We start from the raw sequence: 26,046 nt of genomic DNA, 5'->3' as shown, positions 1-26,046 counted from the left end.
TTTGTATTTAGAACATTTAAGAAGGAAACAGACTCATGAAAAGCAAACTGCTTATTCCCCTTACTCTGCTTGTTTATTGCAACATAACCACAGCCAGTGTTGAACTGGGCCTGGCAGAATTCGACAAAGGTAATCTGCGCCTTGCGCAATCCATTTTGTCGCAACAGCAAACCTCTGATTATCAAAAATCACTGCTTCTGGCCCGCATAGCACTTAGAAGCGATCAGGACGAAACGGCACTACAACACTTAGAAGCAGCCATAGAGCAGCACCCAAACAATCCGGAGCTCTATTTTGCACACGCCGAAGTCGTCGCTAAAATTGCCGAACAAGCCAGTATTTTCAGCGTGTCCGGTTATATCAAAAAACTCAAAGCCTCATTCATCAAAGCAGTTGAACTGGCACCGGACAATAGTAAATACCGCAGTACGCTGATCAAGTTTTACATCAACGCGCCCAGCATGTTTGGTGGTGATAAACAGGCTGCTTTAACGCACATTCAGGCACTGGAAAAAGTCTCGCCCTTTGATGCTTTTCTGACTCGCTTACACCTGGCCGCTAAGTCAAATGAACCAGAAGAGTTTGCTCGCCTGATAAAGATAGGGCAGCAAAACTTTTCCGCCGATCCCCGCTTTTTTTATACTTTAGGCCAAATCTATCTTGATCAGGAAGAGCCTGAAATGGCGTTAAATCAGTTCAGACGTGCAGCTAATATACGGGCAAAAAACCTGAAACAAGAAAAAGCCCGATATCAGTCTCTGGTGTTGATTGGCACCTTAAGCCAGCAACTGGAGAGCAATTACGACGAGGGGCAAAACGCGCTTCAGCAATATCTGAATGAGGCTGCCTATCACTACGACCTGCCCGATAAAAACCAGGTCAAATTCAGGTTAGCTTCGATAGCCATGGCACAAAAGAAAACCACGCTCGCGCAACGACTGCTAAACGAAGTCATAACAGAAACGCTGAGTGAAAAGCTGAAGAAAAAAGCGCGCTCCGTATTGAAAAAGTTAGTCAGAGCCTAGCCACCACCGATTGATGCTAAAACACAACGGGCTCCAAAAGAGCCCCAGTATCAGCCACACATGCAGGTATCAGACATCCAAAACATTGATAAGAGTGCTAATTCACAATCAAAAGGACCCCAACCGCAACCATCCACTTCGTGCACATTTGAGGAATTTAAACAGAGCTCGACTCGGCAGCGGGACATCAGTCATCTCCGTATAAGTCTTGTCCACTTTTTCTGTTTTATGTCGCTAATCGCAAAACTATTCGGTTTATCTCAGCCACTTTGACCATTTATTAATGTTCAGACTACAATTCGACAACAATTGATTCGGGCTCTGAATCCCAGCTTCATTCAGAGCCATGCAAGACCACACCCTCTGCAATCAACAAGGACAAACATGACAACGATTAAATTCAGCGCCATTGCAGGTGCCGTTTTACTGGCCAGTGCCTGCAGCCAGATCACATCAAATAACAACACAGACACCCAAACAACGCAGCAGCAAATTCAGCCCCCTGTGGCACAAAAAGTGCCCCATGTCACCCAAATCCATGGTTATGAACTGGTCGACAACTATCACTGGCTACGCGATGATTCAAGAAGTTCAGAAAAAGTACTTACTCACCTTGAGCAGGAAAACCGCTACGCAGACGTGAAGCTGGCGCCTATTGGGACATTGCGTGAGACCCTGTTTGAAGAAATTAAGAATAAAATCGCCAAAGACGACCGTAGCGTCCCTTATAAACGTGGCGACTACTACTATTTCAGCGAAGTTAAAGGCGATCAGGAATACCGTAACTTCTATCGCAGTAAACATGCTGACGGCAGTAATGCCACTGAGATTTTTAACGCCAACAAACAAGCTGAAGGCCAATCTTATTATGCGCTGGGTGCGATTAGCATCAGCCCGGATGGCAAGCTCATGGCATTTGCGGAAGATACCCTCAGCCGTCGCATTTATACTGTGAGTATTAAAAACCTTGAAACCGGCGAAATTTACACAGATAAACTTGAGGGTGCAGCGGATAGCATCGAGTGGGGAAACGACAACCGTAGCCTTTACTACATTAAAAAAGACCCCGTCACGTTGCTGGGTTATCAGGTCTATCGTCACGTGCTGGGCGAAGAACAATCACAAGATGAACTGGTCTACGAAGAAAAAGACAACACCTATTATACCTACCTGGAAAAAAGCAAAGAAGGCAGTGAAATTTACATTGTCCACTACAGTACAGAAGCCAAAGGGGTATCAGTCATTGATGCCAAAAACCCTAACGCTCAGCCACAACGCCTCTTGCCACGTACCAAGGGCCATGAATACAGCTTGCTCAAACAAGGTGACTTCTACTTTATTTACACCAATGACAATGCCGTTAATTTCAAGCTGATGAAAGCCCACAAAAATGATATGGCTGACAAGCGGAAATGGAAAACCATCATTGCGCACAACCCCAATGCTAAGCTGGAAGAAGTAGAACTGTTTAATCAGCACCTGGTTTATCAATCTCGCGTTGAGGGCATAGGCACTCTGAACGTGCTGGATCTGAAAACCAAACAGCACAAGGCGCTCACGTTTAAAGATCCGGCCTATATGGTGTCAATGACAGGCAACCGAACCCTAGATAGTCAGTTTGTCCGGGTCAGCTATCAGAGCCTCACCACACCCAAAACCATTTATGACATTGACCTGACTACTCTGGAAAAAACCCAGCGCAAGCAAACTAAAGTACTGGGCGACTTTAACGCTAATGATTATGCCTCTGAACGTCTGTTTATCGAGGCCAGAGATGGCACCAAAGTGCCGGTAACCCTGGTTTATAAAAAGGCAACATTCAAAAAAGATGGTACGAACCCACTCTTACAGTATGGTTATGGATCTTACGGCTCAACCCGTGACCCTTACTTCAGAGTCAGTACTTTGAGCTTACTGGATCGTGGCTTTGTTTATGCCATTGCCCATATTCGTGGCTCTCAGGCACTCGGCAGACCCTGGTATGAAGATGGTAAAAAGCTCAATAAGAAGAATACCTTTAATGACTTCATCGACGTCACCAAGGCACTGACTAAGTCGGGATACGGCGATCCAAAACGTCTATATGCTCGCGGAGGCAGTGCTGGCGGCCTGTTGATGGGCGCGGTGATCAACCAGGAGCCTGAACTGTATCACGGTGTGCACTCAGCTGTGCCCTTTGTCGATGTTATCAACACCATGCTGGATGAGTCATTACCGCTGACAACCAATGAGTACGATGAGTGGGGTAACCCGAATGACAAAGTCTATTTTGACTATATGCGCTCTTACTCACCTTATGATCAGGTGAGCGCACAAAACTACCCGAACATGCTGGTCACCACTGGCTTGCATGACTCTCAGGTACAGTACTTTGAACCTGCGAAATGGGTTGCGAAATTGCGCGAGTACAAAACCGACGATAACACGCTGTTGTTAAAAACCGATATGTCTGCCGGTCACGGTGGCGCATCGGGTCGCTTTAAGCGCATCAATGATATCGCGCTGAGCTATGGCTTTATCATTGGCCTGGCTGAGGGCAAACTGTAACTGCGTGCTCCATTGCAGCCAAAGCCCTCCCGCGGGGCTTTGGCATATCATCATGCTCCCGCCGCAATCCTGCGTATTTCCAGCTTTTACCCAGATACACTTATCTTTTTTGCCAAGCTGTGACACATTTCACTCCTGTGGCCGACTAACTAAGTATCATCAATAACAACAAGCAGGGACACAGTGAACACACAACACGCATTCAAACAGATGCTCGCTGACAACGATGGGCGGATCCGATACATCGCCGACCGCTATGGCGGAGCGAGTGACCGCGACGATATGTATCAGGAAATTCTGCTGCAACTGTGGCGCAGCTATGAAAGCTTTTCGGGACACTCCTCAATCGGCACCTGGGTGTATAAAGTCGCGCTGAATACGGCCAACACCTTTGTCAAAACCCGAATTAAACACAATGACATTAAACAATCCGTTTCGAGGCACAGCAAACAGCAACCTCACGCTGAACAAGCTGGCTGTCAGGCCGATATTCTGAATCAGTTTATGGACAAGCTCAGTGATATCGATGCTGGCGTCCTGATGATGTATCTGGATGGCCTGAAATCGGAAGACATTGCACAAGTATTAGGGATAAGTGACAACGCAGTGCGCTCACGGATAAAGCGCATTAAGCGTGAGTTTGAACAGAACTTTGTAGGAGATGAATCATGAAGCTGGATGATCTAAAACACAACTTTGCACAGCAAATCGAAACGAGCAGCTCAGAAGCAAAACTGGCGTTGCAAATCGATGAGCTTAAAGTCAAAACTAAAAAATATCAGCGTGATATTAAAGTGCGCGATTTTATGGAAATCTCCATTTCATTGTTGCTTATTCCCGTCTGGCTGTATGGCCTCACCATTAGCTTTAACTGGGTCCAGTCTTTAGGCTGTATTCTGGCCACCCTGACGAGCCTGTACATCCCCTATAAATTGCTTAAAGCTCGCCGCCTTTCCCCCTGCAAAGATGACAGTATCCGGGCATATTTACATCAGGAGCAGCAGAGGCTTGCTCAGCAAAAGCAGCTATTGGAGAGTATAGTCTGGTGGTACATAGCGCCCATTTTTGTCAGTGTTATGCTGATCACGCTGGGCGCCAACATGGATGATAAAGGGGTGATTCAACTCGATACGCAAATGCAATTGTATTACCTGATCGTGCTGCTTGGTATGGTGGGGATCTACTTTTGGAATAAACGCGCCGCCGAGAAAAGGTTCGGACCTTTGCTGGCGCGCGTTGAACAGCAACTTAATGAACTGAGCGATGAATAAGCACATTACGGCCATGCATCATCAAGCCCCGAATAGCTTACGCAACGGGGCTAAGCGCGCTAGATTGCCTGCATAGGCTCAGCCGTATAAGCCTGATGAAAAAGCTCAGATAAGGATTCAGACTCTTTCAGGCTGTGGCCCGAAATTTCCGCCACTTCTACACCTGGTGTCCAGGAATTCATCACCACAGCCCCGCGAAGCGATAGCAAACTCGCCAATGTCACAGGCTCAGTACGCTGCTCGATATTAAGTAAGCGTAGTTGCCGCTGAACCATGCTCATCATAGTGCCTTGTAGTTTTGGCGCCTGTGGCCAAATCACCGTTTCACCATCCCAAAAGGCCAGATTCCAGATGGTCCCTTCACTCAGACAACCGGTATCATCTATAAATACAGCATCATCATAGCCCTGCTGTGCAGCCTTGTGGAGGTAGTGAGTTTTACTGATCTCCCCAACATGTTTAATTTCAGGCAAAGGTCGGCAATATTCGGTAGCCAGCAGCTTCAGCGGTCCGCTCGGTCCATTCGCGGGTACACCAGTGCGAACCATAATATTCGGCTGGGTGTCCATACTATCCAGGGTGAACTCTCCATGAGCAGAATACAAGGTCACCGTCAAAGACAAGTCCGTGCCCGCCGCAACGATGGCAGTACGAACAGACGTCAGAATTTCTTCATCAGACAATGCCTGACCAAACAATTCGACTGAGGCATGACGTAACCTGTCCAGATGCAGATCCATTCCTTTAGCCATGCCGTCACGTACCTGCATAGCGGTAAAATGTGCAAAACCAGAGAAGGCCAGCTGGCTCATCTGTGAACTCTGAAGTAGCGTGCCATTGACCACAGTTTGCGGCGTAAAGATGTGTTCATTCATACAATTAACTCCCGGTTTGAAACCTTTTTTGGAAGCCAGTACTATAAACCCTGACAGTACTGTGAGAGTCAAGAGCACATCATGAAAATCGGCGAGTTATCGAAACAAACAGGGATCAGCATTCGCATGCTGCGGTATTACGAAGAGCAAGGCTTGCTTCACCCCAGCCGCTCCCCCTCAGGCTATCGCCACTACACACCGAGTGATATCCAGACTCTGACCCGTATTCAGTTACTGAGCGCGGCAGGCATGACACTAAATACCATTTTGCAGTTTTTACCCTGTATTCGCGGCGACAGGCCCATTTTTGAGCCCTGTGACGAGCTCAGAAACCTGTTACATAGCGAAATCAAAGCCGTTGATGAAAAAGCCGCGCGACTGGCTGAGAGTAAAGCGATACTCAGTCGGTTTTTGGAGGAAATAGAGCAAGGGTAAGCCAGCGCCCATACCCATTGTTGTTAAATCAAAGTAGTATGATACTCATCTTGCTCAATGGAATTTGTGAATGAAGTGCCCTGAATGTGCCCAAAATGGAATTTCTCCATTGCAGAAATCGCTTCTTATCTTTGATACAAAAGTCCGTTGTAAACTATGTGGTTCGCTACTTTATCTTCACAAAGGCGCTTTATGGACGATAACAGGCGCAATGAGCCTGAGCATAATGCTCATATCAGTCTTCGCTTTTACCATACGGTCTGTCGACATGATTTTGTTGGGCGCTGTAGTAATTCCACTGTTGGCCGCTGTTGCTGCATTGTTGTGCCCGATGAAAGTCAAATCTAGAATAGGCACTAAACGAAGAACCGCGCGTCAAATTACCCACAAACGGGACAAATCGAAATAAATTTGTTCACGAACTGCCTGCTTAATTTTTAATATCAAATTCCAGCTGTACCTTTTGGTTGGTCTGTCTGACGGGTGTGCCATTCTCTGTCTTAGGGTTATATTTCCATTCTTTTAGTGAGCGTATGGCTTCTTGGTCAAATAAGCCATTGTGACTTGACTCAATAATTCGGATGTTCTCGGGCCTGCCTTGCTCGTTAATATCGAATTGCATCTGAACATAGCCGTTTTTAACCTGAGGATCTGACTGCGAAGTTGACGAGCAGCCGCCGATAAAAACCAGGGTAAACAGGGCAATTAGTAAGTATTTCATATGAGGGTGCTCTTATTATTATGATTAGTTGGTGAATATGACAGTGTGGCTCGCACACCGTCATTGTCTTTCTATCAGCCCACTATGCTTGTTGCAACTGTTTGCAAGATTTTCCGCCCAAATGCAGACGAATAAGCTGCACTATCTTGTCTTTTAACCAGACAGGGCCAAAGTCGGCAATATCATCATGGCGCGCTTTAGGAATGGTCACCACACAGCTATCAAACTCGACTTGCTCCGCTTCGCTGGGCAGCACGCCCGAGTCTGCCGGAAAATCGCTTGCGCGTATCGACAGTACCTTGATATCCTTAGTTTTTGGTAATGGCACACGGCGGTGGTCTAAGGTAATGATCTGTTTAACATAGGGCTTGCCTTCATTACCCAGCCAGGCAGCAATATCTCCGCCATTTGAGTGGCCAACCAAAGTTAAATTATTAAAATCGTACCCTGTTATGCTGCGTTGCAATTCACCGTGTAGAAACTCCAGTGTCTTTGCACCACGCTGCCAGTTTTCACTGCGCGTTTCAAACAAATTACCAGAGACTGAAAGCGGCGGATCGCCCGGTAATTCGTGTCCGATTGCAACCACCAGATACCCGTGTTTATTCAGCACTTTGGCTAAAAAGGTATAATCAGTATGCGACATACCGTAGCCAGCGCCGAGGAACGCCACCGGGCAAAGGGCTTTTTCATTGCACTGTGACTGAGATTCGGGATAAGTGATCTCAACCGGAATGGCTCTGTCACGGGCTTTATCGTAAACGCTGGCTGGTTGAACGGAGGCCGCAGCGGTGCTCAACCAGCAGGCAGTTACCAGACCAAATCCTTTTAAAAACTTCATAAAACTCCTGAACTATATCGTTATAAACTGCCGTATTATGCAGCCTTAAAACGTCCAATGTCACATTTTTGTACCCAGATAAAAACCTAGTTCCTTGCTTATGCTGGCTGTTTTAACAAGTATCGACAAACTTCAGCGCCAGCGAAATACTTTGACGATATTGTAGGCATTGAATTCGAAAAATAGGGGCATTCGTCAAAAGCTACATTTTTTGATAGCAAAATTTACCGCATGTGTTCTCCTTTTTGCCGTGCATGACGACCAGGGAGGCACTTGCGGGTAGAAACAGTTACAGAGTATCGATTTTGTCCTTTATTTCCGCCAGCTGATATTCGTTATCAGCGACCTTAGCGATGTCTTTGAGTGCACGTTTATAAGCCGTATTGAAAGCCGCCTCACTGGTCGTGACGATGTCCGGTTTCACTCCGACGCCTTCCCAATTACTTTTGGTTACAGGGTTGATAGCCTTGGCAATAGGAATGCCAGCCCGGAAACCGTTACCCAGCTCGTAGAATTGCCAGGGATTTGCGCCCCCTTTGGTAACTTCACCCACCAACGTGGCTCTGTTCAAGTGCTTCAGATTGTAGGCAAACTCTTCGGCTGCCGAGAAGGTTCCTTTGCTCGTGAGCACATACAATGGAATGGTCAAATTCGCCTTCGCTGCGACCTCTTTTATTGTATAAAATTCGCGCGCGGTGTTGGTGGTGCGCCAGTAGATGCTATTTAAATGCGTATCAGGCTTTAAAAAATAGCTACTTATCAGCTGCACCATTTCCCCGCTTCCACCGCCATTTTTTCTCAAATCAATGAGCAATGCATCCGCATCGGCCACAAACTTCATCACCCCTGTCACGGTACGTTTTGATTCATCCGTAACATTATCAAAGCCCCAGAAGTCAATATAACCGACGTTGCCAGGCAAGATCTCGACCTTGTTAAAGCCAGAGTTGTTACGCGCCAGTTTAGTGAACCAAGGTTCATATTTTTTCTGTGCCACAACACCGCTCGGATCGCGCCACTGTACGCCAAAATGCGGGTCGGTTTTTTCCAGCTCTGCGGACAACAAAGCGGCAAATTCATCCTTAGTAACAGCATCCTTAAAGGCAGGGTTATCTTTAAGTTGCTGCAAGCTCTTTGCCAGGCCGGGAATTTTGTCTGTTTCAACATAACTGTTTTCAATTTCATTCACTAAGGTGCTGACAACTTCCTGCTTGTTAAAGTCCTCATTGGCACTGCTTATACAAGGTAGCATCACCAGAGATAAGCCAAGGTACTGAATAAGCCTCATTTGTTATTCCTTCTAATTATTAGTTAGAAGGCAGTTAAGATACCCAGTTCAGTAAAACGTTCATTTTTTCTCGTTGCTCAGGCTTTTTTCAGCGCATCACAGGATCCTCGGGCAGAATAAAGGCGCACCAGTCGGGTTATTTTGTCTTGTGCTAACAGGCATTAAAAAAGCCGCATTACGCGGCTTTTCCTGTTACTTTTTATATTTTTCGAACCACGCAAGCGTATGTTCTATCTTACTGATCATCCGCGAAGGACGCCCGGCAATACCATGTGGTGCACCCGGGATTTTCACCAGTACAGAGTCTATCTTACGGTGTTTTAATGCCTGATAGAACTGCTCTGTTTCAGCCATTGGCGTACGCAAGTCTTCTTCGCCAGTCATCAGCATAGTCGGCGTGGTAACATTGCCAACCAGAGATAATGGTGAGCGCTCCCAGTAATGGTCAACATGCTCCCATGGCATCCCCGGGAACTGAGTGGGGATCTGCACCAAGCCACTGTCGGCGGTCAGTACTTTACTTAACCAGTTGATCACTGGCTTAACAACAACAGCAGCATTAAAGCGATCTGTCAGGCCAATGGCATAGGCAGTCGCGATACCGCCCGCAGAGCCACCCGCGATAAACAAGTTATCCTGATCAATAAAGCCCTTGGCAATCATGGCGTCTACACCTGAGTTGTGATCGGCAAAGTCTTCTTTTGAGCTGTACTTGTATTTCAGCAACATGGCAAAACGCTCACCATATGAGCTACTGCCACGATGGTTGTCGTAAAACACCACATAGCCCTGTGCTGCATAGCGTTGTAACTCAGCCGAGAAATGTGGGCCATAAGCCAAATGTGGACCACCGTGGATCTCCATCAACAATGGATACTTCTTGTTCGGATCAAAATTTGGTGGCGTGATGTACCAACCCTGGATCTGTTCACCATCAAACGAGGATTTGTATGTGATTTCGTGCACTTTACCCAGTGATTTGTGTGCCAGTAAGTCCTCGTTCAGCGCAGTTAGCGATTTTACCTTGCCTTTACTGGTTGTGACAGCGACATCAGCCGGACGCGAGCTTGAGCCTTTGGTAAAAGCAATCTCACCATCAAAGTTGGCGCTGAACTGACCGCTCAGATAAGGGCGACCCAACGTGGTGCCTGACAGCATATTGGTCAGGTCTTTGATTTTGCCTTTGGTCGTAATCGTCGCCAGTTTGCGCATGCCATGGTCGTCGTAAGCCATTGCCAGCTTAGTGCTGCCTATCCAGCTTGGGCTTTGGATTGAACGGTCAAAGTCCTTCGCTATCATGCGCGATTCTTTGCTTTGCCAGTTCATAATGTTCAGCTTGTGATTGCGATAAGGGTTCAGCTCGCCCGATGAACTCAAAAACGCCAGCTGTTTGCCATTTTCCGAAAAACTCGGCGAGTGCTCACGTCCCGGTGCATTGGTCAACTGTGTGATCTTACCTGCAAAATCAACCTCAAACAGATCGCCTTCCAGTCGCTTGTATTCCCAGTCTGCAATGCGATTTGCCGAGAACACAATGCCCTTTGAATCACTGCGCCACGCCAGTTTACCACTGTGGTGATAGTTACCTGAAGTCAGCTGACGAGGCGTGCCGCCCTCACTTGGCAACACAAAAATTTGCCGATATCCGGGCTTAACCAGACCGCGCCCATCCGCCTGATAATAGGCTTTATCAATCACAATGGCCGACTCGGACCATTTTGCGCCTTTTGGTTTTGCCGGCATCTTGGCAATCACCGCTGGCTTTTCCTCAACTTTTTGGCTAAATGCCAGCCATTTACCATCTGGCGACCAGGTCAGGTCACTTATCCCAGACTGTAACTGAGTCAGCAAAGCCGTGCGGTTTTGCGCAATATAATGCACGTGCACCTGAGTGCTGCCAGACACATCACTCAAAAAGGCGATCTTACTGCCATCGGGTGACCAGCGCGGCTGATAGTAGCGGTTTTCGTCTGAGAACAAAGGAGACTGTACGCCCGTTTTTGCATCGACCAGCCATAAATTTTGTCTTTTGGCATCCTTCATCACGTCGTTGCTGTTACGTACGTACACCACTTGCGCACCATTGGGCGAAATCTGTGGATCGCTTGCATACTCCAGCTCAAAAATATCTTCAGCCTGTAGCCCGGCATTTGCCTGCGCCAATACGGGTAGTGTTGCAAACGCCAGTAAAGAACATTGCAAAGTACGTTTCAGTCCAAAAGGCATGGGCAGCCTCCTATTGTTATCATTTTAATAAAGGCCACATAGTTATTCAGCTGAATACAGATGTCATCCAATACGCGATAAAACGGAATAAAAACCCGATGTGTTATAAAGTCACACAGATATTGAATGTCGCTTAAGTCAGCCAAACCTATGTCTGGCTGTTAATCGGTTGAGCTTGATACGCTTTTGTTTATATCCCTTGATGGCACTGTGGGTTCACTACGCTGATTTTTCTAACAAATGGGCAACCACCTTGGTAGCCTCTTCAAATTCAAAGTCTTCAATCAGATCAATAAGCTGCTTGCTGGTCGCCTCATCCAACTTATGGCTGGCGGCAAGCTCGCGCACCTGTTCAACTGATTGCATATCACAACTAAGCAGCAGTGCTTCAAGCTGAGTAAAGTCCTCTTTCGTTACCTTTAAACTAACTACATTTGTTCGCTTAATTGAAGGTGTATCTTCCTGATTTAGTTCACTCAGCTGCTTGTGTAGCTTCCTCAGGAATTCAGTCAGATGCTCTACCTGTTCCAACTCGACTTGCTCACCGCTGCCAATCGCTTTTTCAATCTCTGCGGCGCGTTTTGATAAGTCATCCATGCATAAATTGGCACTTGCCCCCTTCAGAGAATGGGCAATACGCTCAGCATGTTCCAGGTCTCCTATGACCAGCGCCTGATTCAAATTAATGGTTTCCTCAATTTGGTTTCTGGCAAATTTATTAATAATGCTCCAAAACGCCTTGTCATTGCCGCCCAGTCGCTTGATAGCCCGTTCAACGTCTACACCTGCTATTTCGATTTGCTCATCGTTTTTCGCGTCCTTTCCATTATCCAGCTCAGCTTCATTTTTCAGCACTGCGGGATCAGTAAGCTCAGATTGCTTATACAAGTGATGGCGTATTGTTTCTGCCATTTGATTGAAGTTGATTGGTTTGCCAATATGGTCATTCATTCCGGCAGATTGACACTTTTGAAGATCTTCGTTCATGACGTTTGCTGTCATTGCGATAATTGGCAATGCGTTAAACTGACTGAGCTTTCTGATGTATTTTGTTGCAGAATATCCGTCCATAACGGGCATTTGTATGTCCATCAGTACAATGTCAAACGCTTGCTCTTTAATCATTTCGACCGCAACCTGACCATTCTCAGCAATACTTACCTGAAGGTTTAACGAGGACAGCATTTCTGCGGCAATTTCCTGATTTGTGCTGTTGTCTTCAACCAAAAGTACATGCTGTTGCTCAAATAAAAGCGCGGTATTGTCGACCTTTCTATATGACTCACTCTCCCCTTGCGGCTCCGACAACTGAAAAGACTCCATGATCGAATTGAGCAGCACAGATGCATTCACAGGCTTCAAAATGACCGAGTCAATCAGTTCATGCACCTCTGAGTTCATGCCTATATCTGTACCATATGCTGTGACAAGCACATATTTAGGTTCTGTTTCCAGCTCTAATGCCCGAATATGTTTAATCGCATCAATACCGCTCATATGCGGCATTTTCCAGTCCATAAAAATAATGTCATAAACCCCGGCTTGCGCCAGTTCAATGGCGCCTGACCCACTGGCAGAGCACGTCACCTGAAACTTCATTGCTTTAAGCAAATTAGTTAAAATAGCCCGTGCACTTTCATTGTCATCAACAACCAGCGCTTGCTTACCCGCGAGCTGACTGTCAGGGCAGATTACATTGGTGAGCTTAGCCGACTGTAAGCTACTCTTTATGGTGAAAAAGAACTCCGAGCCTTTCCCTTGCTCACTGTGAACACCAATAGAGCCCCCCATAAGCTCCACAAGTTTCTTGCAGATACTCAGACCAAGTCCGGTACCACCATACTTACGTGTGATTGAACCATCTGCCTGCGAAAAAGCCTGAAACAACTTATTTTGCTGCTCGCGAGACATGCCAATGCCCGTATCTTTCACCGAGAACTTTAAGATTACCAGGTCTTCAGATTGCTCCGCGACAGTCACCGAAATAGTAATTTCACCCTGCTCAGTGAATTTAATGGCGTTACCACACAAATTAATCAGGATCTGCCCCAAACGCAGAGGGTCGCCAATCAGGCTAATTGGCACATCAGGGGCGATATCTAGCAACATCTCCAGGCCTTTCTCTTGCACCCGAATCACATTGATGTTGACCACATTGTCCATGACCTCTTGCAAAGAAAAGTCGATGTTTTCAATTTCAAGCTTACCTGACTCAATTTTGGAAAAATCTAATATATCGTTAATGATCCCCAGCAAACTTTTCGCGGCTTGATCTATTTTATTGATATAGCCCATCTGTTGAGGGGTAAGATCAGTTCTGAGCGCCAAATGGCTCATACCGATTATGGCGTTCATCGGGGTTCGGATCTCGTGGCTCATATTTGCCAAAAACTCCCCTTTTGCGGTACTCATTTCATCGGCTTTATCTTTGGCCAGCCTTAATTCTTGCTCCATTTGTTTGCGTTCTGTCACGTCAAGCAGCAAACCAACCACGCCTGCCAGCCGATTTTCAGCATTGGTAAATAACGCCTCGTACACAATGAAATTTCTGGGGTCGCCTTCTGCATTCTCGATCGTAATTTCATAATGGTGGTTTGACTCTCTGTCGATTAAATCCTGATGGGATTGCTCAAAAACCTGAGCAATTTCATAATCGAAAATATCCTCAGCCGTGGCGTCCAACACATCGGCATCGAATGTTCCAAAGTATTGATTAAAAACGCTATTTACGCCTAAATATTGGCCTTCGCTATTTTTGTAGTACATTGGGCTTGGGATGGCGTTGAGAATTTTCTTATTCAACTCAAGCTGCTCAACAATGCGCTTTTCTGCTTTAGACTGTAGGTCAATATTTTGGGTCAATTGCAAACTCACCGCCAGATCATTAATAACCGATTTAACCCACTTGTAGTCCTGCTCTGTCAGCTCAACCAGGCTGCCTAATTCCAATAACCCGATACTGTCGTTACTCACCACCAGCGGGAAGTAATATAGCTCACTAATAGAGAGCTTTTGTCCGTTCAACTCAATAGCATATTGCTCTTTTTCAAACTTCATAGAGTAGGGCTTTTGAGTGCTAAGAACATGAAAGTGAATGGAGTCATAATTGGTATATGTTGTGGCGCAGCTGCTGCTATAACCTGTCCCGGCAACTCGGTTGAGTGCTTTCTGATCTTCAAATACATATAAACCAAGTAATGGCACAGATAACCGCTGCTCCAGAAACTGTAACAGCTCTTCCCCAAGATCATGCGGGCTTTTCTTGCCTCGTAGTGCAAGACCAAAGTCCTTCATAATGGTGTTAAACTCAAGTTGCTCAGACAAGTCATTAAGCAACTTATTCATAGACACAGAGAGTCCTGACAGCTCCCCTTTTACGGATTCATCGAGCGTAAAGTTATAGTTACCTCGTTCCACATTGTTGACCACCTGCTTTTGGATGGAGGCTACTGGGTTAATGTACAATTTCCACAACAGATAAAATGATAATGCGATATTGATGAGTAATATCAGGTTAAATACATTCCTGAACATATAAGCAGCGTTGAGGCTGTCTTGATGGCTTTGCAATTCATTATTAAGGCGTGTTGCAATTGCTCTGTGCGCCTCACCAATTGCGGTCATAATTTTTGATTTTTCAGCTAAATATGTATCACTGAATAAAATTTTCTGTGCGCTTGTTAAGTCGGGCTTCCCGCCTTCCACCCAATTACCATACTCATCCCGGTAGATCCCCTGAATGGCATTAAACGCCTGTCTTTCTAACCCCACTAACCCATTCGACGTAGACAGGGCGTTTTGCATTTGCAACAGTTCAAAATCTTGTGCCCCCAGTTGTTGAAAGCGCTCGATAATATTATGCCCGTCTTCTATCCGCTCTGGCTTTGGCAAACTGGTATGTGGCGACGCAAGATTATCCCAATAATCAAAAGTATTGGCACTTTGGGCTTGCACTTCGCCATCCCGTACAAGCAAAACATACTGAAACAACTGCTGCCATTTTTCATCGCCGGTTACCGCATAGGCCCGGGCAAAATTCGTTAAGTTATCCGAGCTGAGTTTCAATTCATGAGCAAGTTCCGTAAGTTGGAATAACTGTGCTTGTTTCTGTGATAGGGTATTGACTTCTGTCCTTACAAAATGCGACATCAAGCCGATCCCACAACTTACAACCAGCATCACTAAAAAAGTGATAAAGAAGCTAGCTCTTAAGCTTTTCATTTCACTCAATCCTTACTTGGCGTTTCACTAATAATAGACCTATATTTCTAAGTACGTCGTGCAATCGTGCAACATAGTGATAACAGAGACTATGGAAGAACTAAAGACCGTGCTGGTAGTAGATGATGTGAAAGAGAACCTGGCTTTCATGGCGGAGATTATCAAAGACAAATATCGTGTATTGGCAGTAAAAAGTGGCGAAGCCGCTATTAACCTTGTTGAGAATAATCAGATAGATATTATTTTACTGGACGTTGTGATGCCACAAATGAATGGCTACGATGTCATCAAATATCTGAAGTCACATGAGTCTCACTGCGAAATTCCGGTCATTTTCCTGACCGCAAAAACCAGCGTCTCAGATGAAGAGAAGGGCTTTATGCTGGGTGCTTGCGATTATATCAACAAGCCAATTAGCCCACCCATCCTGTTGGCTCGCCTAAATACACATCTGCTAAACAAAGAATCTAAGGACATTCTTAAAGACAAAAACAATTACTTAGAAGAAGAGGTCCAGAAACGGACCGAGCAAATGTCGCGACTGCAGGACGTTACCATTCAGGCAATGGCAAGCCTTGCTGAAACCCGGGATCAGGAAACAGGTAATCATATTCGCCGTACACAGCTTTATGTCAAGTTGCTCGCCACCATACTCAGTGGCAAAGAAAAGTATAAGCAGATACTGCCCCCCGAAGTCATCAATATTTATTACAAATCTGCGCCACTGCATGATATTGGCAAAGTTGGCATACCAGACAATGTATTACTCAAACCAGCCCGGCTTACAGCTGAAGAATTTGAGATTATGAAAACCCATACCGTGTTTGGCCGCAATGCGATCGAAACGGCCGAATCAGCGCTGGGCCAGACCGACAGCTTTTTACAAACAGCAAAAGAGATTTCTCATTATCACCATGAAAAGTGGGATGGCTCTGGTTATCCCGAAGGCCTCAAAGGAGAAGATATCCCACTCAGTGCCAGGCTGATGGCCATCGCCGATGTCTACGATGCGCTGATAAGTCGTCGGGTTTATAAAGATGCCATGGAACACAACGACGCAGTTGAGATTATGAAAGAAGGCCGCGGTAGTCACTTCGACCCTGAACTATTAGATGAATTTCTGGCACAAGAAAGCGCATTTTTTGAGATTTCTCAACAATACCGGGACTAGGACTAAACGGGGGACTTATGCCTTACTCTATTTTATTAGTCGACGATGATGAGGTAAATCATGACATCGCAAGGACCATGTTAGGCGAAACACATAAATACTTTTCTGCCTTAAATGGCGAAAACGCACTTACGTTGTTTAATGAACGAAAATATGATGCCATTTTGCTGGACGTCGTCATGCCAGGCATGAATGGCTACGAGGTTTGTCAGGCAATTCGTAAGGCGTCAAACCACAATGATACCCCGGTTTTATTTGTGTCATCTAAAGACTGTATTGAAGACAAGCTCGAGGGCTTTAAGGCCGGTGGTGATGATTACATCACTAAACCATTTGATGCGGCCGAGCTCAGTTTCAGAATAGAGCGTCTGGTAAAGTACAGTAACGAAATTGATATGCTAAAAGTTAATTGCGAAGCCGCTGAAGAAGTCACTATGACTGCCATTGCAAGTTGCAGCGAGCTGGGGTTATGCCTTGAATTTATTGAAAATTCTTATCGATGCAATACGCTTTCAGAGCTTTCTAATGCAATTCTGGCCCTCTGTCAAAACCTTAGTCTAAAAGCGTCTGTACAAATTGGGTTAATGGGAGAGTTTCGGGATTTTAGTAACTTTGGCGTAATTAACCCGCTAGAGCATGAGTTATTAAAAAAAGGCCGTGAGAGCAAAACCGTTATCAATATTGAAAAGCGGAGCTTTTTTAATAGCGCATATTGCTCCTTGCTGGTTAAAAATATGCCAGTAGACGATGAAGAGAAATATGGGCGCTTCAATGACATCCTGGCATTGGTTGTCAGGGGGGCGAATGCCAGGCTAAAAAGCCTGGAAAGCAATGTTCAAGCTATTCAGGCTAAAAACAGAGGGCTACAAGAACTAAGCCAAATTGCCAGCAAAGATTTAGAAAGTATCGATTATATTTTCAAGCACTATAATCAGTCATGTCAGGAACTAATTGAACGGCTTATCTTTGATATAGAAGACTCCATATTAACATTCGGATTCAGTGATACGCAGGAGCAAACTATCCGTGAAACACTCGACGGGGCAAAGGAAGATCTGCAACAAATACAAGAGCACTCTGAAGACATGTCGGCAACCTTTAATGACTTCTTTATCAAGCTGGACAAGCTAATCGATTGACGCTGAAGATAGAATCAGTATTAATCGATTAGCTTGTCCAGCTTGATGTTTTTACATTGAAAAAAAGTGCCATGCTAAGCAAAGAAATCGCATACACCGGCGGGCTCAAATCAGAAAAGCGACTTGCTCATTACAACCACATCCACGCCGCGATAATTCACTCGCTCCTGTGCCTGCCAGCCTAGACGATGGTAAAGCCCGCCGTCTTGTTGCTCGGTTTGCAAATGCAATTCCTTGACACCAAAAGACTTAGCCAACTGCTCAATTCTTTGTACCAACGCAGAAGCGACCTGACTCCCTCTTGCGTGAGGTGCGACATACACACCACCCAGCCAATGCGTTTTATCCGGGTAAATGGTCATTTCGTGAAAGCGCAGATGAGCAACGCCAACAGGTTTGTTTGCCTGCATTGCCAGCAACGCCAGTGGGATAGCATCTTTTTGCAGATACTCTTCGAGCTTATCTTCAAACGAGTTTACTGTAGCATCAGGTGCCAGCGCGCCCCACTCGCTGAAATACCAGTGAGCAACCAGCGCCTTAAACTCCGGTCGTTCAGCGAGAAAACAAAATTCCACCGTCATCATTCTTTGTCTGCTTGTTGAATAAGTCAACTGTCTCAATATTGATACAGACTTGCAAGAAAGAAATAACTCCGTGCCTTTTGTCTGTTTGTAATGAACATTCAAGGTCTGCCAACTTCGAAAACTCGCATTTGAAATGCCGATTAAGTCAATTACCTGATGAATATTTTAATATATCATCAGGTAGCCTTTGTTATTAAAAGTGCACTTTTCTCATGGCTGGCAAGATGTGCCTGCCTCATATTTTTTAGGACAGACTATAAAAGGAAAGTAAGTATGATCTCTAAGTTATTCCCAAGCTGTGCTTCAGCGCTATGTGTGAGCGCCACTCTGGCACTCGGAATTCTCCCCACTTTCTCTGCCACCGCAGCGACACAAAGTGGGTATTGTGAAATATCCAGAACCCAACCGGGCGCGCCGCCTATGAGCTGGGACAACAATGACTACGTGACAACCGCCAAATACTCCGTCTTTGGCGCTGAGAGCTGTGAAGTTCCAAACAATGCAACCATCACCAATATTCGCGCGAGTTTTACAGCCTATGCAGATAGACAAGTACTGACCCGGGGCCTGCTGCTGGGCGATTATATTCTCACAGTTAGCGCATCTTCTCCCTATTTACCTAATCCGCTAACGGGTCAAGTGAAAGCCATTATGTCGGCATACGGTGCAAACTCGTTAGGGTCTTCAACAGTTAACCTGCCTTTTAATGGTACTCGCTTAGATAATCTGTCATTCACCCTGAAGGCACAGCTGAGCAACAGCGTGAGTTTACGGTGTGCTAATAGAAACCCAGCTGAGTGTGAAGACTATATGTATTTCGAATACACCCTCGGCGTTGATTATGAATATGAAGTGCCTGGTGTGCCTGATGCGCCAGGCTGGATCAATGCCTCAGCTTCAGGTAACAGCGTGAATGTGAACTGGGAACCTGTCAGCGGTGCAACCTATAAAGTTGCCATTCAATATAACAACAATAGCTGGACCGATTATCAATATATTCCAAGTCCGGCTTCAGCGTCATACATGAGTTGGCAAAACTTAAACGATGGTAATCGTCGTTACCGCGTCGTCGCCTGTAATAGCTATGGCTGCTCTGAACCTTCACCGATCTCAAATACGGTTACAGTGAGCTCAGGTTTGGATACACCCAACGCGCCTTACGCCAGATTAAGTGGCAATACCATCATTGTGGATTGGAACGATGTACCCGGTGCCTATCAGTATGTACTTTCAATCAAGTACAACAACAATAACTGGACTGACTATCGGTTCTACAGTGCACCAAACACATCTAGTATCTCGTGGTCAAACCTGGGGTCAGGCAACAGGCAATATCGCGTCAAAGCATGTACACAAAGTGGCATATGTTACAACGCATCGCCTGCATCTAACGTTGTAAGTAACTAAACGTTTTAAACCATATCGACTACCAACCTCCAGGCTTTAAGTGAAGGTTGGTAGTCATCATTGAGTCATTGACTGCCCCGCACTTAAGGAACGTTAAAATCGCAAACCATCTAGCACTCTATACCTCATACAGATGTGCATCGTAAAAATACGCATTGCAAACGAACTTTGAAAGCATTGCTCACATTGATTACATCACTTTGCGCTGAATTGACTTCATTAGCAAGCAGTCCCACCAACCCAGGTGCTACTCACACCCAGATGGATACCTTGAGTTTGCTTTATAAACAGGGAACAGCAAGTTGATGAAAACAAGAAATTAAAGGGAGCAGATAACTGATGGAAATTCCTGCTGAACCTGACAGCATACTCGCTATAGAAGAGGCGATTACGCAAGGTATGACGCAAAATTATTGAGCACAAAGTCTTTAAATGCGCTGATCCTTGTGGGTTGATGTTTGTCTTGTAAATAAACCAGGTAGAGAGGAATGCGCTTTGGATGCCAATGTTCAAAGACTGACACTAGCTTGCCTTCTCTCAACTCCTGTGAACAGTAAATCTCGGGCACCCGAATGATGCCATTACCACGCAATGCAGAATACACCATGATCCGACCATTTTTACACTCCAGATCGCCGTTAACACTGACTTCCTGTTGATTACGATCATGGGCATGCACAAACGTCCACGAGCGCATGCTGCCCGTAATACACTTATGGTTATCCAAATCTTTCGGAGTGTCCGGTTTTCCATATTTGCAGATGTAATCTGGGCTTGCATAGGTACCCATAGTCAGCTCTGTCAACCTCCTTGCAATCAGTGCTGAGTCTACAAGCTCTCCCATCCGGAAGACAAAATCAAACTCGCCTGAAACAAGGTCCACCCGTTTACTACTGAAGTCCAGCACAATATTAATGTCAGGGTGTATTCGCATAAAATCGGCAACCAGCGGTCCAATGATGTTTTCACCAATATATCCACCTACACAATTAATTTTGATTTCCCCGGACAGCTCAGTGGCACTTTCTATTGCCCTGCTTATCGCTTGATCTATGCCAGCATAAGCCTGCTTGCACCGCTCGAAGAACGCTTCGCCCGCTGGCGTTAAATGCTGAGTACGCGTAGTTCGGACTAACAGGCTTATACCCAAACTGGACTCTAGTTGAGATAACTGTTTTGAAACTTGTGAACGTGAACACATGAGCTTTTCTGCCGCCCTGGTAAAGCTCCCCTCCTCGACCAGTACCAAAAAGCTATTTATATCCGAGTAACTGACTTCTTTTCTCATCAAAATCTCTGTGTCCAAAAGGAATTAATAATAAAGATTAGATCGTTTTTGTAAACAATGATGTGACTCTGACCTTATATATCACCTTCTGATATTGCCATAGAATGCGCCTCATCATTTGATTCCCACCAGCCACCGCAACAATACGGTAAAGCACTGCAGTGGTATGAGGATCCTTTGTTTCGAGCTCTGAGCAAACTTAACCATGTCAGAGACAAGAACTTTAATCAGCCTCACTTAAAAAGGCTGCCTTTTTAGGAGTAAAATTGATGAAAAAGCTAGTTGTTATTACAGGTGCCAGCTCTGGTATAGGAGAAGCTATCGCAAAGCGCTTTAGTGAAGCTGGTTACCCACTGTTACTCATAGCACGGCGTATTGAGAAGCTGACTGCACTCAACTTACCTAACTGTTTATGCGAACAAGTCGATGTCACAAACAAAGAGGCCTTTGTACGAGCCATCGCAAAAGCTGAAGCAGAGTTTGGTCCAGTAGAATGCCTTATCAACAACGCTGGGGTCATGCTGCTAGGCCAAATAGAGACACAAGACAACAACGAGTGGCAAAAAATGTTCGACGTCAATGTTGTGGCTTTGTTGAATGGGATGCAGGCTGTACTTGAACCTATGAAAAATAGAAACGGTGGCACGATTATTAATATTAGCTCAATTGCTGGCAGAAAGACCTTTCCAAATCATGCAGCATATTGTGGAACCAAATTCGCGGTGTCTGCTATCACGGAGAATGTCCGTGAAGAAGTGGCAGACTTTGGTGTCAGGGTAACAAATATCAGCCCCGGATCCGTAGAAACTGAACTACTGAACCACACAACGTCAAGCGAAATAAAAGCCGGTTATGAAGATTGGAAACAAACCATGGGAGGTGCTTTGCTCGCTGATGACATAGCGCGAAGCGCACTTTTCATCCAAGAGCAACCCCAGCAAGTCTGTATCCGGGAACTGTTAATTGCAGCAACACGCCAACAGCCGTAAACACATATATATGAAAAATATATGAGGAATATATGAAAGACACCCAATGCAGGGTGTCTTTGTCACACCAGAAACTGAATTTCAATAATTTTTAGCCTAAACACCAAAGACAGAAACAGCTGACGCTCCTACTCACAGAGCCAAGATATCACCGACCTGTCGCAAACCGCAGCAGAGTCGACCTTTGCTCATATTTGGATGAATCATTAAAAACATATCAATCTGGCCAGAGCCACATGCATTTGCTATTACCAACCCGATAGCTCACTTTCTCTGAGTAGGTTGTGCTTGAGCAAGGGGTATAGCAGTGGTAATTTGTTTATTGTAATGAATGATGCGTATACAGGGCTGTTGACAGGCCAAACAGAGTGTCAGTACGCCGGTTATTTTTACAGGGAACAAGAGTTAAATGTTATGGCCACAAATTATAAATTTAAGAAAGTGAAAGCGGGCAGGGATCACATTGCCGACAACTTCCACAATGCACTGAGCCTTTCTGATATGGCAAAGCATGCGCATATCTCTCCCTACCATTTTTTACGGGTTTTCAGGGACACTTATGGAGAAACGCCCAATGAATTTTTGATCCGACTCAGAGTGACACACGCAAAGAAACTGCTGATTACCGAAAACCACAGTGTCTCAGAGATTTGTGAGCATGTGGGTTATTCAAGCCTTGGCAGCTTTTCCTCCTTATTTTTGAAGCAAACAGGCATGGCACCGACTTTATATCGACGCAAACTTTGGGCCTTGTCGGCTGAGCCATTTTGCTTTCCCTCTCAGGCCATACCGGCCTGTTATGCCTATCACTTTTTAGGCAAATAGCGCAATATTGGAGAAACCTTTGCTGGATTTTATCTATACAATAAAGGTGAACTCACAACAGGGAATATGAAGATGATCACATCTATAGCGCATGCCACAATATATGTACTAAATCAGGACGAGGCGCTTGATTTTTATAAAAATAAGCTTGGTTTCGAAGTCGGTGATGATATGAAAGTAGAAGGTGGTTTCCGGTGGTTAACTGTCTATCCGAAATCGAATTCACAGCTCCAGCTGGTATTAGCAGAGCCAAAAGAAGGGCCCATGTTTAACAAAGAAGCTGCCGAAAAAATCCGGAGTTTAATTACAGAAGGTGCATTCGGCGCGGGCGTTTTCGAAACTGAAAATTGCCAGCAAACATACGAAGAGCTTGTCGCCAAAGGCGTCGAATTCATTCAGCCGCCAACAGAACAATTATATGGCGTAGAAGCCATGGGTCTGGACAACTCCGGAAACTGGTTCAGTTTGGTACAAAGATAATACCAATTTCATTTAATACTTGGTCTATTTGAAGGAGCAAATAGGACGCTAACAGCGTTAAAAATTTCTCATTTAGAACAACTAAACAGCAAAATTTTCGCCTTGTTATCGACCCTATTTTCTCGCCTCAAAATAGACCACTTAATTAAGAAAATTGGTATTAATTCGCGATAGCAATTTGCCGGCGGGCCGCTCTAGCAGCCCATCGGCTTGTTACCAGTCAGTGTAAAGTGTCATCTGCACTGTATAGACAAAATATTCAGTTAGATTTGTCAGCCGCACCTGTGCAATTCCATAGTACCCAGCTTTGACGGTTTATTGGTGAGATAGATAAACAAAGCTATTTTTCCGCGGTAAAAAGCTGTTCAAGCAGTTGCCGGGACAACTTCACTCCTTGCTCTGTAAACTGAACCGATTTTTGTTTTCCTCTGGGGTCATGGATTAAGCCTTTTTCGTAAAGCCTACTCATCACTTCCCAGTCAATTTGTTTCCAGGCACAGCCATCTTCGCTTAGTGTAAGCGACAGTATCGCCAGCGCCGCGTCATCAATTTTATGCTCATCTATGTTCATTGAAATCTCCATTCGGGGCTGATTATTAATTAGCAGCCGCAGTGAACTGGCACACCAGGTTGATAACCAGCGCTCAGGGTGAAGTGAGATCGAGTCTGGAGCCAGGCAGGTATCAACGCTAGCCGCAGGATATGAATAAACCGTGCACTTGTCGCTCCTGCTTTCTCCCTCCTGATTAGAGAGCTGAGTGGTGTTAAGCAGCTCCCGGGTCGCAAGCGCCCGGGATGACAAAGGGTGTTGGTGCTAGATGGTGACAAGTTCAGATAGTTTTCGTTTTAAAAAGACTGGAACTTGTTAAACCCATTTATTAAACGTTAGATCAACCTGGTTTCTTTTCCAAAACCTCAGCATCATCAGGTAGTCGCATCACTCTTGCCTGCTGCGGTAAATCGAGCGCCCATGTGAACCGCCGTGGATGCGCTTTGCAAGCTGTCTAATTAATATTTTCATAATTCAATCCCTCATTTTTCCTTTTGAACTAGCCATTGGGTAGTTCCTTTTTTCGCCTCATTTTCCATTATCTCGGCTCTTTGTCTTGCTGGTAAATCTGGAGAACGGGAGTCGCCTCCCATGACCAAACTCATTTGCTGTTTATCTAGTTTTTTCATAGTTAAGTTCCCTTGCTTCAGCCTTCTTTGCATAAAATAACAGGCACCCAAGCAATAACAAGCGGCTGAGCATGATCAACGATTGTATAAATATCAAACATATAAGTTACTCCTTCTCCTGATCGTTCTCTTGAACTTCATCTGAATTCGGCTCAGCAAAATCCAACGCATTGGTCAGATCTTTACCAAATATTAAAAATACCTCAAACAGCTGTACACTGCTCATATCGGTTTTACCGGACTCATAATTGCTGATGGTGGCCTGATCAACGCCAAGCTTTTTAGCCAGGGTGGCCTGAGACCATTTACGCTCCAGGCGCATGCGCCTGACCGAGCTTTGAATGTAGCGTCTGAATCTTTCCGTTTTGTTCCTTCTTGTTATGTTATTCACACACTTGTACCCTTTCCTTATACTGTGAGCGACAAATACCGCCCAACAACGCGCACAAGCAACCAATTTTTAACAAAAGAAACAAATAAAAGGCATTTTATGAATATATTTATAAGCCTTTTTAATCAAGGCTTTAGGCCTCCTATATTTAACTCAAAATCTCCCACTTACTTTTAATTTAAATGAAGCTAGCAGGACCCCTTTTAAAGTAGTGCCGCTTGTTCCACCACAATGGCGTGGCGCTGAGCCAGGCGCAGGTGATCTTTGTCGTAACCGCCGCCGATCACGGTTGCAACGGGTACGCCTGCATGCTGACAAGTTTTGAGCACCAGCGCATCGCGCTGCTCCAGACCTCGCCAACTGATGTCTAACTTACCCAGGCCGTCGTGCTCCCAGATATCCACCCCAGCGTCGTACAATACCAGATCTGGATTAACGTCTTCGAGCAAGCCTGTCAGGGTGTCTTCTACGATATGCAAGTAGTCCGCGTCTCTCAGATTGTTCGCCAGACCAATATCCAGATCACTGCTGTGTTTTCGAAACGGAAAGTTTTTTTCGCAGTGAATAGAACAGGTAAACACATAGGGGTTATGTTTGAGCATGGCTGCGGTACCATCTCCCTGGTGGACATCCAGATCAAAGATCAGCACATTGTTTACTTTACCTTGCGCTATCAGGGTTGTAGAAGTAAAGACTAAATCATTGACCATACAATAGCCTGAGCCAAAGTCATAGTGAGCGTGGTGCGTGCCACCAGCGAGATGACAGGCTACACCGTTTTGCAGCGCCAACTCTGCGGTCTTGAGTGTGCCAAGCGGTGCAGTGAAGGTCCGCGCCATGAGCTGCTCAGACCAAGGCAAACCAATACGACGCATCGATTTAGCATCAAGTTGATTACGCCACAGATCCCATAAATAAGTATCACAGTGCACCGTTTCCAGTGGCTCCGGTGACCCCAGCTCAGGTTGATATACATTGTCGCCAATCAAGCCCATTGCCCTCACCTGCTGATAGAGATTAGCGAACTTACTCATCACAAAGCGGTGATTTGGATCGAAACTGAATGAATAGTTGGGGTGATACACCAGCGGTAGGCTGGTATTAAGTGACTGGCGGTTTATATACATATCCAAAACAACATAT

Annotated in this window: 23 protein-coding genes; 11 read left to right on the top strand and 12 right to left on the bottom strand. The window is 45.4% G+C overall.

The features are described from left to right. Positions 1-35: 35 nt before the first annotated feature. From AT705_RS19990 to AT705_RS19975, 4 genes are all read left to right on the top strand, one after another. On the top strand, positions 36-1,025 hold the full coding sequence (locus tag AT705_RS19990; RefSeq protein WP_058798141.1) for a tetratricopeptide repeat protein: 990 nt from the start codon (positions 36-38) through the stop codon (positions 1,023-1,025). A 384-nt stretch (positions 1,026-1,409) separates the two neighbouring features. Then, positions 1,410-3,572, top strand: a complete 2,163-nt coding sequence (locus AT705_RS19985) for a S9 family peptidase (RefSeq protein ID WP_058798140.1) — start codon at positions 1,410-1,412, stop codon at positions 3,570-3,572. 183 nt (positions 3,573-3,755) lie between these two features. Next, a complete protein-coding gene (locus AT705_RS19980; RefSeq protein WP_058798139.1) occupies positions 3,756-4,244 on the top strand; it encodes an RNA polymerase sigma factor in 489 nt (162 codons plus the stop codon). Further along, a complete protein-coding gene (locus AT705_RS19975) occupies positions 4,241-4,843 on the top strand; it encodes a hypothetical protein (RefSeq protein WP_058798138.1) in 603 nt (200 codons plus the stop codon). Before AT705_RS19980 ends, AT705_RS19975 begins: the two co-directional genes overlap by 4 nt. A gap of 59 nt (positions 4,844-4,902) precedes the next feature. On the opposite strand, the gene AT705_RS19970 is transcribed toward AT705_RS19975, so the two are convergent. Further along, complete coding sequence (locus tag AT705_RS19970) at positions 4,903-5,718, bottom strand: aminotransferase class IV family protein (protein ID WP_058798137.1); 816 nt, start codon at positions 5,716-5,718, stop codon at positions 4,903-4,905. A gap of 81 nt (positions 5,719-5,799) precedes the next feature. On the opposite strand from AT705_RS19970, the gene AT705_RS19965 reads away from it, so the two are divergent. After that, entirely contained in the window at positions 5,800-6,153 is a 354-nt protein-coding gene (locus AT705_RS19965) for a MerR family transcriptional regulator (protein WP_058798136.1), read from the top strand. Positions 6,154-6,583: 430 nt separating this feature from the next. Here AT705_RS19965 and AT705_RS19955 read toward each other — a convergent pair whose 3' ends face one another. The 5 genes from AT705_RS19955 to AT705_RS19935 form a co-directional block, all read right to left on the bottom strand. Further along, a complete protein-coding gene (locus AT705_RS19955; protein WP_058798134.1) occupies positions 6,584-6,874 on the bottom strand; it encodes an energy transducer TonB in 291 nt (96 codons plus the stop codon). Between the two features lie 82 nt (positions 6,875-6,956). Continuing rightward, a complete protein-coding gene (locus tag AT705_RS19950) occupies positions 6,957-7,715 on the bottom strand; it encodes an alpha/beta hydrolase (protein WP_058798133.1) in 759 nt (252 codons plus the stop codon). 289 nt (positions 7,716-8,004) lie between these two features. Beyond that, positions 8,005-9,003 carry a S41 family peptidase gene (locus AT705_RS19945; RefSeq protein WP_058798132.1) on the bottom strand — a complete coding sequence of 333 codons (999 nt, stop codon included), beginning with the start codon at positions 9,001-9,003 and terminating at the stop codon, positions 8,005-8,007. A 192-nt stretch (positions 9,004-9,195) separates the two neighbouring features. After that, positions 9,196-11,229: a S9 family peptidase gene (locus AT705_RS19940; protein WP_058798131.1), complete on the bottom strand. Its 2,034-nt coding sequence runs from the start codon at positions 11,227-11,229 to the stop codon at positions 9,196-9,198. A gap of 219 nt (positions 11,230-11,448) precedes the next feature. After that, positions 11,449-15,450 carry a hybrid sensor histidine kinase/response regulator gene (locus tag AT705_RS19935; protein WP_058798130.1) on the bottom strand — a complete coding sequence of 1,334 codons (4,002 nt, stop codon included), beginning with the start codon at positions 15,448-15,450 and terminating at the stop codon, positions 11,449-11,451. Between the two features lie 91 nt (positions 15,451-15,541). On the opposite strand from AT705_RS19935, the gene AT705_RS19930 reads away from it, so the two are divergent. Continuing rightward, positions 15,542-16,621, top strand: coding sequence for an HD-GYP domain-containing protein (locus AT705_RS19930; protein ID WP_058798129.1), 1,080 nt, complete (start codon positions 15,542-15,544; stop codon positions 16,619-16,621). Positions 16,622-16,638: 17 nt separating this feature from the next. Further along, entirely contained in the window at positions 16,639-17,760 is a 1,122-nt protein-coding gene (locus AT705_RS19925; RefSeq protein WP_058798128.1) for a response regulator, read from the top strand. 110 nt (positions 17,761-17,870) lie between these two features. Here the strand turns inward: AT705_RS19925 and AT705_RS19920 are convergent, their stop codons facing one another. Beyond that, the gene (locus AT705_RS19920) at positions 17,871-18,344 is read right to left on the bottom strand and encodes a GNAT family N-acetyltransferase (protein WP_335339076.1); all 474 of its coding nucleotides are present in this window, start codon (positions 18,342-18,344) and stop codon (positions 17,871-17,873) included. Positions 18,345-18,617: 273 nt separating this feature from the next. Between AT705_RS19920 and AT705_RS19915 the strand changes: the two genes are divergently transcribed. Next, positions 18,618-19,751, top strand: a complete 1,134-nt coding sequence (locus tag AT705_RS19915; RefSeq protein ID WP_058798127.1) for a fibronectin type III domain-containing protein — start codon at positions 18,618-18,620, stop codon at positions 19,749-19,751. Positions 19,752-20,139: 388 nt separating this feature from the next. Here the strand turns inward: AT705_RS19915 and AT705_RS19910 are convergent, their stop codons facing one another. After that, positions 20,140-21,039 (bottom strand): LysR family transcriptional regulator, encoded by a 900-nt coding sequence (locus AT705_RS19910; RefSeq protein WP_058798126.1) that lies wholly within the window; start codon positions 21,037-21,039, stop codon positions 20,140-20,142. Positions 21,040-21,308: 269 nt separating this feature from the next. Between AT705_RS19910 and AT705_RS19905 the strand changes: the two genes are divergently transcribed. The 3 genes from AT705_RS19905 (at position 21,309) to AT705_RS19895 (ending at position 23,333) form a co-directional block, all read left to right on the top strand. Beyond that, positions 21,309-22,028, top strand: a complete 720-nt coding sequence (locus AT705_RS19905) for an SDR family oxidoreductase (RefSeq protein ID WP_058798125.1) — start codon at positions 21,309-21,311, stop codon at positions 22,026-22,028. Between the two features lie 414 nt (positions 22,029-22,442). Beyond that, a complete protein-coding gene (locus tag AT705_RS19900) occupies positions 22,443-22,853 on the top strand; it encodes a helix-turn-helix domain-containing protein (RefSeq protein WP_058798901.1) in 411 nt (136 codons plus the stop codon). 72 nt (positions 22,854-22,925) lie between these two features. Beyond that, the gene (locus AT705_RS19895) at positions 22,926-23,333 is read left to right on the top strand and encodes a VOC family protein (RefSeq protein ID WP_058798124.1); all 408 of its coding nucleotides are present in this window, start codon (positions 22,926-22,928) and stop codon (positions 23,331-23,333) included. Positions 23,334-23,673: 340 nt separating this feature from the next. On the opposite strand, the gene AT705_RS19890 is transcribed toward AT705_RS19895, so the two are convergent. From AT705_RS19890 to AT705_RS19880, 4 genes are all read right to left on the bottom strand, one after another. Then, on the bottom strand, positions 23,674-23,904 hold the full coding sequence (locus tag AT705_RS19890; RefSeq protein WP_058798123.1) for a DUF6429 family protein: 231 nt from the start codon (positions 23,902-23,904) through the stop codon (positions 23,674-23,676). Positions 23,905-24,365: 461 nt separating this feature from the next. Continuing rightward, positions 24,366-24,512: a hypothetical protein gene (locus AT705_RS25370; protein ID WP_155946252.1), complete on the bottom strand. Its 147-nt coding sequence runs from the start codon at positions 24,510-24,512 to the stop codon at positions 24,366-24,368. Between the two features lie 106 nt (positions 24,513-24,618). Further along, positions 24,619-24,903, bottom strand: coding sequence for a helix-turn-helix transcriptional regulator (locus tag AT705_RS19885; protein ID WP_237113862.1), 285 nt, complete (start codon positions 24,901-24,903; stop codon positions 24,619-24,621). 203 nt (positions 24,904-25,106) lie between these two features. Beyond that, the gene (locus AT705_RS19880) at positions 25,107-26,030 is read right to left on the bottom strand and encodes a histone deacetylase family protein (protein ID WP_058798121.1); all 924 of its coding nucleotides are present in this window, start codon (positions 26,028-26,030) and stop codon (positions 25,107-25,109) included. Positions 26,031-26,046: the final 16 nt, after the last annotated feature.

Origin of the sequence: Pseudoalteromonas rubra (assembly GCF_001482385.1) — a bacterium.
Lineage (GTDB): Bacteria > Pseudomonadota > Gammaproteobacteria > Enterobacterales > Alteromonadaceae > Pseudoalteromonas > Pseudoalteromonas ardens.
Note: the sequence above shows the minus strand (reverse complement) of the source record. Positions and strands in the feature narration are given on the sequence as shown.